The following is a 13472-nucleotide window of genomic DNA, read 5'->3' on the forward strand; positions in this document are numbered from 1 at the left end:
CTCCTCTAAAAGCATTTACTTACTCTCTTACTTGGTTGATTCGGTATAAACCGATTCCTAAACAAGACAGGTATAAAAACAAAATAACCCAACAATAAGTAAGATTTTTTTGCTTGTTTTTATCTTGAATCGTACGCATTTTGCTTAGTATTTCTTCTTTCATTTCTTTGGTTGGAGAACGGACAAGCTCGCCCTTTACGACAAATCGCTGATCTGTCTGAGTTGGTTTGTCACAGGTTATCAGGGTGATTTCTGCTCTCGTCCCTTCCTCCAGCACCTTCAGCTCTGTTTGCTGAATTTTTTTCGCCTCGCTGACTCGGTATTGATAGAGTTTGTTTTGTCGTTCTAAATAAATACTATCCCCAACTTTGACCTTCATTAATTTTCCAAATAGCAGGTTTGATCGTCCTAAATGATGTCCAACAATGACAACATTTTGATCATCAACCCTTCTTTCAGGAAATAAAATTCCCGCACCAATCAAAAGCTGCTCATTCGACAGACCTAGAAAAAGTGGCAAACCAATCTCAACTTCTGGAATAATGATCCGTCCAGTCGCTTGAAAAGTTTGTTTTTCTTTGAATGCTAAGACATCTGATAAATCAGGCGGCTGAACGGCTTCCAATGGGACTGTTTCAAACTGATTTGTCGTTTCAATCTGTTGCACAGAAGCTGTTTGTGTTCGAAAAATAATCAGCGCTTGCTTCATAAATGGGAGAAACAGCAGTGTGATTGCCACGCAGTAAATAAGACTGAGACTAATCCTGAGCTTTTTTGTCATTTTTTTTCTTACGCCAAACGAAAAATAGGATAAGTACTATCAGTAATAAAAGGCCAATTAAAAGATATATCCACGTATAATCTTTCTTAATCGTCACGTCAGAGTCATTCAGCCTTTTCGCTTCATCTGCTTTGATCTCGAAATCCTTTTCCAATGACCAATGATACCGGTAGTTTTCTTCCTTTTGGCTTCCCTTAGCTTTAAAGGAAAAATCTCCGTTTTCCTCTTTTTGTCCATAGGCTTCGATCTTCATCGTATATTTTCCTGCCTTCAGGCGTTCCCCCTTCAAGGGCACAGATAAGTTGAAGTTAGAATTTGGTGCCATCTGCATTTCAGACTGTTCATCAGTGTACAACGCATCAGAGCTTCCTTTTTTGGTAATGATCGTTTTCGTCGCCAATTGATTCAAATAGGTTGCATTGGGATTTTGCAGATTTCCTTGTATGACGTTTCGAGCATTTCGTTGATTTGGATTCACCTGCTGCAGCTTCAGATCTGGATCGCCGTTTTCGGTTGTTTGACGCATTAGCAGAGCAACCACATAGGAATACTCATTTTTGATCGCTAAGCCCTTATCATTTTTATCGGAGGAGGTATTGGTTTGCTCTGATTTTTTTTCTTTAAAGGTAATTCCACCAGCGATGACCCCATCAAATTTTTCATTCGGCATATGTATTTTGACCTTGTATTCTGCTGCTGATTGAGGCTTCAATGTAACTTCCTCAGGCGCTTCTACATAGTCTTTTAAATTGTATTTTAATGTTTCGTCGGTTTTGATCTTATTTTCGCTGTACTCTACCACTCCATTATCATTCGTCGTTGCACTAGCGATTTGTGCTTCAACGACCACTTCTTTATCAGTATCATTGCGTAGATCAACGGTCAACGTATCTTCTTGATTTGGCGCTAATAATAGATCAAAGTAAGTTTTTTGTTTGTCAATTTGATTTTCTGACGGTTTAGGCGTTACCGCGAAATTAAATTCCGAAGCAAGACCTGGGGTTGCCACTAGCAAAGTACTTAAAAGTGTCACGATTAGCATCACAGTTTTTCTAAATTTCATCGTCTATTTATCTCCTTAGTGAAAGAAAGGGATGCTGAAAACATCCCTTCTTCGTCCTTGTTATTGATTAGTTTCCTGGTGTGTCACTAAGAACCCAGGTAAAGGTAGTTGAATATTTTTTCGCGTATTTTGTCGTTGAGCCAGGCACACTTAGTTCAATACTATCTGCACCTGTAGCCGCATCTGTTCCCCAATCAAGCAAGTAAGTTCCTGCCCCTTGACCATCCTTAGCTGACATTACATTCTTCAAGTTTCCAGCCGGATCAGCGACGATTGTTGCTTGGCCGGTTGGTTTTGCTGAGTCAGAGGCAGTGACGATATTTCCATTTTTAAAGGTAATTTCCGCACCTGTTAATTCATCTGCATCTGCTGTTTCAAACTGACTATTTTGTTTCATTTGTAAGGTCCAGCCTGTTTCAGATCCACGATTATCTGTTACTTGAACAAAGTTTGGACCCGTTTTTTCAACGCTGTCTTTATCAATGTATTTTTGTGCCTTCGCTTTGTATACTTCATCCTTGGAAGTAATCTTTTGTGTGCCGAAATCCAAGCTAGATGCATAGTCAATAGATAATGGTCCTGCTGTCCCTGGGTTTGGTCCGCTTGGATCCGTTGGGTCGACTGGTGTAACTGGATCAGTTGGATCAACGGGATCCACGGGTTTTGTTGGATCTGTGTTGGGTGTAAAAGTAATCACACCGTTCGAATCATAGTTGCCGCCATCTGCCGCAAATGTTGCTGCGGGCGCTAAAGTAATCCCCGCTAAAATTGCTGTTGCTAAAAATAAAGAACCAAATTTTTTCATGTGTATTTTCCCCCTAAGTTCGATTAATTTCCTGGTACGTCTGACAGACTCCATGTCAATGATGTACTATATTTCACTGCATCCTTTGGTGTACTGCCGGGTACTGCCAATGTCACTGCTTTTGTTACTTCCGCATCGACTTCATTACCGTCTTTATCTTTTTCCTTGACTGTCTCAACCGTTCCCCAGCGGTCAGCGTAAGTCCCAGCTCCCTGGTTTGCTTTTGCGGACATTACAAGACTTTCTGTGCCAGCTGGATCTAATTTGATCGTTGCAGCAGCGGTCGGAAAGACAGCCGTTGAGTTGCTTGATACGGTTGGATTGACTAACTGAACCTCGGAACCTGTCAACGTATCATTTAATGTGCTCGTTGCTTTAAACTGCCCGTTTTGTTTTACTTTCAATGTCCAGCCGCCGTTATTCCCGCGGTTATCTGAAACTTGGACATAGTTTGGCGTTGCAGCACGACCGTCCTTGAATTGCTGTGCTCGAGCATAGTAGACTTCGTCCTTATTCGTGATTTTATTAATCCCAAAGTCTAAAGAAGAAGCATAGTCGATAGATAATGGACCGTCTGTTCCTGGATTTGGACCAGTTGGATCGGTTGGATCCACTGGATCAACTGGGTTCGTTGGATCTGGATCGGTCGGATCAACCGGTTTTGTCGGATCAGGGTTCGGAATGAACTCAACCACACCATTTGAATCATAATCCACTGCTGCTGCGTATGAGGACAAGCCTCCAACTGTTGATAACGATAGTGCCGCTAACGTAGCGACTGTCATTAATTTCACTTTTTTCATTGTGTCTTCTCCTTGCATTGCTGTATTTTCTTTAAGGTACGTTTTTTAAACTCCATGTCAGGGAAGTTTGATATTTTTTTGCATATTTTACTGAGCTTCCTGGAACTGTTAATTGAATAGAGCTGCTGCCAGTGCTCTCATCTGAGCCAAAGCGATACAGCCATGTACCGATTCCTTTATCGTTCACAGCGGTCACAACATCCACTTCTGTATCCAACGGCAACTCAAAGGTTCCGTTTGCGAGTGGTGCATACGCACTTGAAAGATTAGAAATCATCTCCCCATTTTTAAAGGTCAATTTTGCTCCCTTTAGCTCCTGATTCTGAGCCGTTTGAAACTGCCCATTTTGTTTCACGCTTAATTGCCAGCCGGCACCAGTTCCTCGTACGTCTGTTACTTGGACATAGTTCGGTCCTTTTTTCTTCACACCATCAAAATCGGTATACTCCTGTGGAAGCGCTGTGTACGTTTCATCTTTAGTAGAAATTGCTTGACTGCCAAATTGAAAGCTGGAGGCAAAATCAAGGGAAAGACTACCGCCGGTGCCCACCGGTGGACCCGCAGGATCCGTTGGATCAATAGGGGTGACCGGTTTTGTTGGATCAGGAAGTAACGGATCAAGAGGTTTGATGGCTGAACCATCGCCACTTTGATACTTCATATGGGTATCCGTATCCTCAGCCTTTGCTGCCGTTCCCCCAACTGTTATCGTACATAGGAGAAGGAGAAAACTAGCAAATTGAATTTTTTTCAGCATTTTCAACCCCCTTCAGCTTAGAAAGGACAAGCGCTAATAAAGCAAATCCTAATAAGACTGGGAAGAAGCTGACCGTATCACCTGTGAGGGGAAGGATAGCTTCGTGTCCTTTATATGAAGGAAGCGTCCCCGCCAGTTCGGCTGTCGTTCCACCCGCTATTTTTTGTCCTTCCCCCTTTACAGAAGTGCCGTCTTTTTCTTCTTTATTCGTCTGATCCTTTTTAGGGTTCTCTTTTGGGTATTCATATTTTCCGTAAAATGCGGTGACCCCGTTACTATCATAGTTAGCCTCTGTCGCGTAGGCAGGTATCGTAGTAAAGAGCACCAGCAATGTCAACAAACTTTTTATTACAAATCGTCTCATCTACTCACCTAATTTCCTGGGACATCTTCTAGTTTCCATGATAATTTTCCTGAATACTCTCCTACTCGTTGTTTCTCAACTGGAACTTTCAAGTTAAAGCCTTTGCTGTCTTGCCAATCGGCGGAGATATTTTTAGACCCGTCAGAGGTAAATTCCCCGGATTCAACAATTTGAGTCGCTGTTGAGATTTGTTTTTCTCCTAATTGAGATGTGTAATACAAGGCCTCTTCCAGAGAAATCGTGCCATTTTTTAATACCTCTGATTGACTCAATGTTAAGCGCCATGGTTTTCTGGCTCCTCCTCGGGTATCTGAAACGACCAACTCGCCATTGACTGTTGGGCGGTAATTTTCTGTCTTGTTTGAGACTTGATTACTCCCGAAATCAAGTCCATCAGGAACAGAAGCTAGAGATAAATAACCTACGACTGTTGCTTTTGTAGCCGCTTTGAAGGTTGCATCACGATAAGTCATCTCATTTTTAGGATTGATGTTTCCGATTGCATTGTTTGTACTTGGACGATCTGCTTCACTCAACTCGGTAATTGGTCCGCTTTGATCTTGTAAAAAGAACTGCAAAACATCGTCTTTTACAAGCTGCAAACCCGAGATATCTATTTCCCATTTTCCATCCGCTCCAACCAGCTGTCCCGGAATTCCCGATGGCTGGTCATTAACGGTTAATGTTATAATGCTATTAGGTTCTCCAGTGCCCGTTAACTTTGTAGTAATACTTTGGATGGCGTCCGAATGATCTACTTTAGCGGGTTCTGGTGGAGTTACATCTATTACTGTCGTTTCTACCGGATCAGGTGTTACCCATGGACCACGTTCGGCAATCCCTGAAATCGTCTCTCCTGCTTTTTGAAATTGAACTGGATCGCTTGTATCAGTATAAGAAACATAGCCATTGGCATCCGTTGATAAATCCGTTCGAACATTTCCATGAGTATCTGTCAATGTCACCTTCGCTTGATTTTCTGATGCGTAAACTGGAATATACTTAATTTCTCCATTAACCAGACCATTATTATCAGGTACTTCTCCGATAATCACACGTCCTTTAATCGTTTTATCCGCATCTGTGACTGGCGTCCACTCTATCTTTGGATTTTGGTTCATTCCTGAAATTCGTCGATAATTGGCTTGTTTGAACTGATCCAAGCCACTAACAGAGGTGCTGATCGCTTCTCTGCTGCCACTTCCAGTTACCTGCAAACTTGGTACCTTTGCATAAGTTTCACTTGATGGACCAAGAACCGGTACACCAACCTTCCACAAATCAATATCGGAATCAAGAATTGAAAAAGTATTGTTTGCTTCATTTCCATATGCGATCTTGACAGCAGATTGACTGTCATTTAGATTTCGTAAATCATATTGTGCCGGACTATTTAATGTGAAGCTGTTCCCCGACCGACTGACACTGCCTGTTCCCGTACCATTTGCTGCTAAGTTAATCAATGGCTGATTACTTGTTCCAATGACATAAAAATAGCTGCCGGGCTCCGCATTCAAATAGGTATTATTATTGCTAAATGCAACAACTGAACCTGATGTTTGCTTACTCGTCAAGTTAACGATTGCCCCCTTTTTGATCGTCATGCCAGCTCCTGTATCGTCAAAACGTACAGCATTCCCCGGCATATCGACGTTATAGACACTGTTTTCTCCAACGGTTAAGGCCAAATAGTGATGATAGACAGCAGGATAAGTCCTACCGGAAGTCTGTGTCTGTCCGACGTCTACTCGACAATTCTTTCCTATCGTAAACTCTCGCGATGCTCCCGTTGAGTTGGCTCCAGCGGTAACGTTGTACCAAAAGACGGAAAAGTTATAGTAGTTTACATTTCCTCGATAATCGGTCCCGTCCTCCATGATCATACTCCCCAAATAAAAGTTTTCAGCACGAGTATCAATATCCATCTTGCCATAAACCCTCACCTCTGAGTGGGAAGCCCTTGCCAAGCGCTGCACATCTGGTTCAGTTGTGATATTTCCAAAGCGGTATTTCCATTTCGCTCCGTTCGTATAATTCAGCCGTGTACCAACAATATCTTCTGAAGAAGCGCCGACATAGTTTTGATTCAACACAATATCATGCATATGAAAGAGACCCGTGGTATTAGTTGGACTCCCTAACTGAATCGAAGAATTTCTAAAATCCACACGATTGCCCTGTCCATCAATTTCTAAATCATTTTTCCGTGAATAGCCAGAAAGACTTGAGTCAGAGGAACTAGGATTACTGAAGCTTGCCGTTAGAATAATTTTTGTAATGTTCTCATTACGCACAGCACTAACAAAATCAGCCCATGTACCTACTGCTTCTTCATCTGCTGCCAATAGACTGATATCCGTTTTTTCAATTTTAGAGTCATCTGTTTCCGTCTCTGATTGCTCCGTTTTCTCCTCTAATATTGAACTTTCAGTAGTAGCCTTCGTTTTCTCTGAATCAGAGGAAGATTCTGGTATCTCACTACTTTCAATGCTCTTACTAGAAGTATCTGAAGTTTTCTCTGCTTCACTCTCTGAGTCAAGCTCTTTTGAGACTTCTGTGCTCGAATCCATCGTTTCTTTAGCTTCCGCTATAAAAACATTCGCATTTGGGAGTAAAATAATTAGTAATAAGAAAAAAATTAGTTTGCGTCGTTTCATTTCTTTCTCACCTCCTTCACATCCAGAATCCTAACATATCTAATAACCCATTTTTATAATTATTTTTTAAAAAACTGACAATTAACTTATAACCAATACTTTATTAATACATTTCTATTGAAACCAAAGAGATAATACGTGGATTATTGTTAAAAAAATAATGTATGTTACATTACAAAGGAATAACAAAAAATGGTCATTTCTCCTAACATTTATAGAATACTTAAATAACGTATTATTTATAATAATTCTAATTGAGAAAATAAGAATTTTCATATAGACCAAATTTTTCTCTAAGGATTGAATATTTTTTAAATTTTTTTATATACGTTAGAATATTCTGATTTTTTGCATCCCCTTTTTAATTCATCCGATAAAAAAAGACATCTCTTCCCCTTCTAATTAAAATCAATTCCTGAACAATAACAGAAGCCAAATAATCATTTAGGAAATACCTGCGATTTGCTCCACTACCGCTTTTAAGAGATGTTCATTTTCGCTTTTTTTTAAAATTTCTATTAATAGTCTTTTATTTATGAGAACTATACCCAGAAATAGACGCAATTTTCATGTTATAAAATATTACATGAAATGTTCGCAAAAATTATTTAATTCATCAAAAATACATTTTTCATTACATAAAACCTTGATCAGATACTTTTTTAAGTGTAGTATGTTAGAAAATATAACATATACAGAAAGGGTTGGTTTTATGTATTCTTCAATTGATGTTGTTTGGACACTTCTTGGTGCTTTTCTGGTATTTTTCATGCAGGCGGGATTCACACTTGTGGAGTCAGGGTTTACTCGGGCTAAAAATGCCGGAAACATTATTATGAAAAACTTGATTGATTTCTGCTTCGGGACATTACTGTATTGGTTGATTGGTTTTGGGATTATGTTTGGAGGAAGCAGCGCGATTTTCGGTGGGATTCACTTTTTCGCTGGGAACTCTCTAGCTTTTGACCTTCCTACACCAACCTTCTTACTTTTCCAAACCGTCTTTTGTGCAACAGCGGCAACGATCGTCTCTGGGGCAATGGCCGAACGAACAAATTTCATCGCCTACTGTATTTTCAGTGCAGTGATTAGCGGGCTGATCTATCCTATCTCAGGTCACTGGATCTGGGGCGGCGGCTTTTTAGCAGAAATGGGCTTCCATGATTTCGCCGGTTCAACAGCCGTTCACATGGTTGGCGGGATTGCAGCCTTCACTGGGGCAGCCATCGTTGGTCCCCGAATCGGCAAGTATACCAAGGATAAGAAATCAAATGCCATCCCTGGTCATAATTTAACTTTAGCTGCATTGGGTGTCTTTATTTTATGGTTCTCATGGTTTGGCTTTAATGGTGGTTCAACCACTTCAATGACTGGTGATGACACCTTGGTATTAGCTTCAAATGTTTTGGTCAATACGAATATTGCAGCGGCAACAGGAACATTGACCGCATTGGTTATTTCTTGGTTCAAATATAAAAAGCCAGATGTCTCTTTAACTTTAAATGGAACTTTGGCTGGCCTAGTAGGGGTTACTGCTGGCTGTGACATGGTGAGCGCAGGCGGCGCATGTCTCATCGGATTGGCCTCTGGAGCCGCGATGATCTTCGCGGTCGAATTCATTGATAAAAAACTTCGGGTGGATGATCCTGTTGGAGCTGTAGGGGTTCATGGGGTTTGTGGAGCTCTTGGAACGATGTTGACTGGATTGTTGGCTTTAGATGGGGGACTTTTCTACGGTGGCGGCGCAAGTTTCTTCTTTACACAAATCTTTGGTGTGTTAATTACCGCTGCTTGGGTTGGTGCTTCAACCACTGTTCTCTTTTTCGCATTGAAATACACGGTTGGTCTAAGAGTCTCAGAAGAGGTTGAACTCGCAGGACTTGATGTAACAGAACACGGTCTGCAAAGTGCCTATAGCGGTTTTGTCGTATCACCCGATATGACAGACAGTAATGAGATTCCACAGACAAATAGCAGCCTTGCTTCTCCAACGATGTTCGCAAAAGAACCTGCTTTGGCAACAGATATTTCAACTCTGCAAATGGAAGCAGTAGAAACAGCTGAAGGAAAAACGACAACAACGCAATCAGGATGGAAAAGAATGAGACCTGATGAATTAGAAACGCTACCAATCTCAATGGTATCGGTGGTAGTCAACGAAAACAAATTAGAAGACTTGAAAAAAGGTTTAGAAAAAATCGGTATTGAAGGTCTGACGGTGACACAAGTATTAGGTCATGGTATTCAAAAAGGCAGCACCGAATACTATCGAGGCTCTGTCGTTCCCACCAAACTTTTGCCAAAAGTAAAGGTGGATGTCGTAATCAGCAGCATTCCAGTACATCAGGTAATTAATACAATGAAACGGATTTTACACACCGGACAGCCCGGTGACGGAAAAATCTTTGTCTCTGCAATGGATAATGTGGTTCGCATCAGCAACAACGATGAAGGGACCGAAGCATTACAAGGGTACCACGCAGATTAAGAAACCCATCAAATCAATCCTTTTCTCAGAACTCTTAATCTGCTTGAACTGTCGATAAGATTTTTCTTATCGGCGGTTTTTTTATCCTTCACCGTTCGTTTCCTTTCTGAATTAATTCTCGTAGCTTCTGCGAATCAATCGAATAGCCGCCTTTAATTTTTTCAATATACCCCTGCTCTCGCAGGTTTTTAAAGGTATGCATCAGATGCCGGTAGCTAGTACCCAAATAATCTGCGATTTGCGTATTGTTTTCATGGTATTGCTCATTGACAGCAACTTCTAACAACAACGCCGCCAAACGATATTTCAATTCAAACGTTTGGGCGTTTGAAAAATGTTCCATTCTAAGCAGAAGTTTTTCTCCGATATATCGAGCAATGTATGTTGGAAATTCAGCCTCCTGCATCAGCTCCTCTTCTATTACCGTAAATGGGATCGCGAGACACCGAACAGCGCCGATTGCGATCACATCCTTAGGTGTCTCCTCCGCTTTCACTAGGGTCAGTTCTCCAATGAAATCTCCCACTTCAAGAAATTGCAGAATCAAGCTTTTTCCATTTGGCTCCTGCTGGAGAATTCGTGCTTTCCCTTCTAAAAGAAGATATAAATAATCAGGCTTGATCGTTTGCTTGACGATTTTTTCATTGCGTTCATAGGTTACTAAAAAACTTTGTTTTAAAATTGATACTGTCAAAAAAGGAAATAAGTCATTAAATCGCGGCCTATTTTCCATGCTAAATTTTTCTTTTTTCATTTTTTCTCCTAATTAGGCTATATCTCCTAGTGATAATTTTTTTATTCCGTCATACTCATCCTATCAATTAGTTAATGGAGGAACAATTATGACGAATCAAAAAAAATTAACTCTTTCTTTTTTATACTATCTTTTAAGTGCTTTCGGCATCAGCTTAACACTGAAAGCCAGCATCGGAGTGAGCAGCTTCAACTCTTTAAATGCGACACTAGCAGAATTTAGCCACATTAAAATTGGTACGATTACCGCTGGCTTGAATTTTTTATTCTTGATCGGTTGTCTATACCTAGATCCGAAAAAGAAACTGAAAAACTATTTGACAATGGGAATTGCCTTGCTGTTTTTTGGCTCCACCATTAATCTCTTCACGTATTTTATTTTTCCGCTTTTTTCTCTGCATGCCTATATTCTAAGATGCCTACTCTTTATTCTAGGAACAATCATCGCTGGAATCGGTACTGGAAAAGTATTGAAATATCAATTACTTAAATTCCCAATCGAGACCTTTTGTCTCTTCCTCTCTGAGAGAACAGAACACAGCTTCAAGTTTTATCGTTACAGCATCGATTTGATTTGTATTTTGACCGCGCTTCTTTTCACCGTTTTCTTCCATTTAACCTTGATGGTGCGCGAAGGTACAGTGATCAGTTTTCTATTATTGTCACCCGTTATCGCTTGGGCAAAGGAATAACTAGTTGTATGAATAAAATTATCGTTAGCGCTATGTAAGTATCACTCATGATAAAGCTGCTCCTCCAGCTCTATCATGTAAAATGCAATAAGCAGCGTTCGAAAAGTCTTTGGGTCTTTTAATGACAGCAGAAACACTTCCTCAATCCGTCCAATTCGATACAGAAGAGAATTCCGATGAAGATGAAGCTCTTTAGCTGTGATAGAAGTATTTAGCATGTTGTTCACATAGCATTTTAAGGTAATAAAAAGCTCTGTACTGTTTTCTCTATCATAATCGGTGATATCTTTGAGAATTTTCGGGACATAACTGACCCTAGCGAGCTCTTTCACTCGCGGCAAAAGGATCGCCGAAGTACGGTAGTCATCGAAATTGTATAATAGCTTTCCCTTATCTATTTCTCTGCCTATTTCCAGTGCGTCCTCGGCTTGCCGTTGATAGATCGCCACCTCTAATAGATTATCAAATTTCTGACTAACCCCGCACCGCGCTCCGAATATTTCTAAAATCGCATTGACACTATCCTCAGTATGGCTTTTTTGTTCTGCTTCATACTGGTATCGAAGGGTATACAGCATATTGTTCTGAATCAATAAAACCTGATGCTCCGAGAGCTTTTGCAACGCTTTGCGCATATAGGAGAGGACATTTTTTTCATGCTCGGTCTCGGTACTGACTACTGCAACCTGAAACGGCGGCTGTAGCTCATGCTGCATATTGTAAAACCACGTCTGCAATTGCTTTTCTGTTTGAATGCGGTTATTGAACAACTCACTAACGAATACCTTTCGATAAGTGTCATTCATGCTGCTCTCAGAATCATTTCGAACGAAGAAATAGGAGCAGATATTCATGATGATCTCCATCGCTTTGATGCGCTCCAGCGTAATTTGTTCCCGGCGACAGCACATGGTCACATACCCTTCCACGATCCCGTTGACCTTGATGATCCCCTGAATTTTCGGCTGCTCTTTACTTGATCCCCAATCAACGATATAAGGAGCCTTCTCACTATCAACGGACTGAATAATTCTATCTTCGTAAAGAGAAGCGATCTGCTCCGTGTCAAGCCCGCCTCGGGAAATCAGATCATCCCAAAGCCGGTCCCCGGTCTGTTCCTTTGGTGCATTTCCCAAAACATTGTATAAGATATCAACCACAAGAATCGGCACCCCGACGACCTCATAACAAACATCAAGCAGCATTTGAATATTTCTATTGGGCAGACACTTGTATATTTCTTCATACAATTTGATAAAATCCAATTCTTTTTCCATTACCAATCCCCCCCCATGTTTCCCATTTTAAAAACGCTAGATTGGTCTACCTTCTTTTTTAAAATTATATAGCACTTTGGGCATTATCACAAAATCATCTTTTTTATTTTTGCTTATCCCCAAAGCTGAAAGAATAGGCCTTGTGATACGATGAACGTACCAACTATTTTATAGAAAAGAGGAGATTTATGTGTTTGATTTAACTGGAAATGTAGCAGTCGTAACCGGCGCGTCGGCGGGACTTGGCCGCCAATTTGCTTTGGCTTTGGCGAGACAAGGAGCGGATGTCGCTATTCTTGCAAGAAGAACCGAAAAACTAGAAAGCGTAGCTAAAGAGGTAGAGACCCTGGGAGTGAAGTGTTTACCTGTAACTTGCGATGTAACCGATACTAACCAAATTGAAGAAGCAGTCAAAGCGGTAACTGACAAATTTGGTACAGTTGATATCTTAGTGAACAACGCCGGCGGGGGCTCTGGTGCGCCAATTGAAGAACTATCTGAAGAAACATGGCATAAAGTCATTGCCCTTGATTTAGACGGTGTCTTCTATTGTATGAAGTATTTTGGACGAGTAATGCTCGAAAAAGGCGACGGTCGAGTAGTCAACGTTTCTTCCATTCTAGGTAAAGGAGGCTTGAAAGAATTACCAATTTTACCTTACGCAACTGCTAAAGGTGGGGTCGTCAATATGACACGTCAAGCTGCAGCAGAATGGTCGCCGAAAGGAATCACCGTAAACGCGCTTTGTCCTGGCTTTTTTGAATCAGAAGCAAACAGTTCTGAAGCGATGGAGGCCATGAATGAGTTTATTACCTTACGAACAGCGATTAATCGACCTGGCCGCGAAGGGGAATTGGATTCTTCATTAATTTTCCTGGCAGCAAAAGAATCTTCTTACGTCACAGGAACCATATTGACATGCGATGGCGGGTGGACAGCAATCTAACACCCAAAGGAAAACGAGGTGCTTTAAATGACCTATAATTATCAGAAATTAAGACGGCCGATCAAGATCAACAAGATGCGAATAAA

General features: G+C 40.9%; 12 protein-coding genes. 3 read left to right on the forward strand and 9 right to left on the reverse strand.

The genetic code is table 11. The features are described from left to right. Nucleotides 1–19 precede the first annotated feature (19 nt). From J9537_RS16725 to J9537_RS16755, 7 genes are all read right to left on the reverse strand, one after another. Complete coding sequence (locus J9537_RS16725; protein ID WP_070509673.1) at nt 20–781, reverse strand: class A sortase; 762 nt, start codon at nt 779–781, stop codon at nt 20–22. Further along, nucleotides 759–1844 carry a WxLIP family cell surface protein gene (locus J9537_RS16730; protein ID WP_060789435.1) on the reverse strand — a complete coding sequence of 362 codons (1086 nt, stop codon included), beginning with the start codon at nt 1842–1844 and terminating at the stop codon, nt 759–761. The genes J9537_RS16725 and J9537_RS16730 overlap by 23 nt, the downstream gene beginning before the upstream one ends. A gap of 67 nt (nt 1845–1911) precedes the next feature. Continuing rightward, a complete protein-coding gene (locus J9537_RS16735) occupies nt 1912–2649 on the reverse strand; it encodes a WxL domain-containing protein (RefSeq protein WP_028020116.1) in 738 nt (245 codons plus the stop codon). Nucleotides 2650–2672: 23 nt separating this feature from the next. Further along, nucleotides 2673–3452 carry a WxL domain-containing protein gene (locus tag J9537_RS16740; protein WP_060789436.1) on the reverse strand — a complete coding sequence of 260 codons (780 nt, stop codon included), beginning with the start codon at nt 3450–3452 and terminating at the stop codon, nt 2673–2675. Between the two features lie 31 nt (nt 3453–3483). Further along, the gene (locus J9537_RS16745) at nt 3484–4209 is read right to left on the reverse strand and encodes a WxL domain-containing protein (RefSeq protein WP_028020114.1); all 726 of its coding nucleotides are present in this window, start codon (nt 4207–4209) and stop codon (nt 3484–3486) included. Then, a complete protein-coding gene (locus J9537_RS16750; protein ID WP_028020113.1) occupies nt 4184–4573 on the reverse strand; it encodes an EF2685/EF0750 family sortase-dependent surface protein in 390 nt (129 codons plus the stop codon). Before J9537_RS16750 ends, J9537_RS16745 begins: the two co-directional genes overlap by 26 nt. A gap of 8 nt (nt 4574–4581) precedes the next feature. Beyond that, nucleotides 4582–7230, reverse strand: coding sequence for a pectate lyase-like adhesive domain-containing protein (locus J9537_RS16755; protein WP_070509671.1), 2649 nt, complete (start codon nt 7228–7230; stop codon nt 4582–4584). 712 nt (nt 7231–7942) lie between these two features. On the opposite strand from J9537_RS16755, the gene J9537_RS16760 reads away from it, so the two are divergent. Next, the gene (locus J9537_RS16760; protein ID WP_070509669.1) at nt 7943–9718 is read left to right on the forward strand and encodes an ammonium transporter; all 1776 of its coding nucleotides are present in this window, start codon (nt 7943–7945) and stop codon (nt 9716–9718) included. An 88-nt stretch (nt 9719–9806) separates the two neighbouring features. Here the strand turns inward: J9537_RS16760 and J9537_RS16765 are convergent, their stop codons facing one another. Further along, entirely contained in the window at nt 9807–10472 is a 666-nt protein-coding gene (locus tag J9537_RS16765) for a cyclic nucleotide-binding domain-containing protein (RefSeq protein ID WP_070509667.1), read from the reverse strand. A gap of 88 nt (nt 10473–10560) precedes the next feature. On the opposite strand from J9537_RS16765, the gene J9537_RS16770 reads away from it, so the two are divergent. Next, nucleotides 10561–11163: a YczE/YyaS/YitT family protein gene (locus J9537_RS16770; protein WP_010744188.1), complete on the forward strand. Its 603-nt coding sequence runs from the start codon at nt 10561–10563 to the stop codon at nt 11161–11163. A gap of 41 nt (nt 11164–11204) precedes the next feature. On the opposite strand, the gene J9537_RS16775 is transcribed toward J9537_RS16770, so the two are convergent. Next, complete coding sequence (locus J9537_RS16775) at nt 11205–12440, reverse strand: PucR family transcriptional regulator (RefSeq protein WP_070509665.1); 1236 nt, start codon at nt 12438–12440, stop codon at nt 11205–11207. Between the two features lie 190 nt (nt 12441–12630). Here J9537_RS16775 and J9537_RS16780 point away from each other — a divergent pair, with 190 nt between their 5' ends. Further along, nucleotides 12631–13386: an SDR family NAD(P)-dependent oxidoreductase gene (locus J9537_RS16780; protein ID WP_070509663.1), complete on the forward strand. Its 756-nt coding sequence runs from the start codon at nt 12631–12633 to the stop codon at nt 13384–13386. The last annotated feature ends 86 nt before the right edge of the window (nt 13387–13472 follow it).

Source organism: Enterococcus raffinosus (assembly GCF_019175485.1).
GTDB lineage: Bacteria > Bacillota > Bacilli > Lactobacillales > Enterococcaceae > Enterococcus_A > Enterococcus_A raffinosus.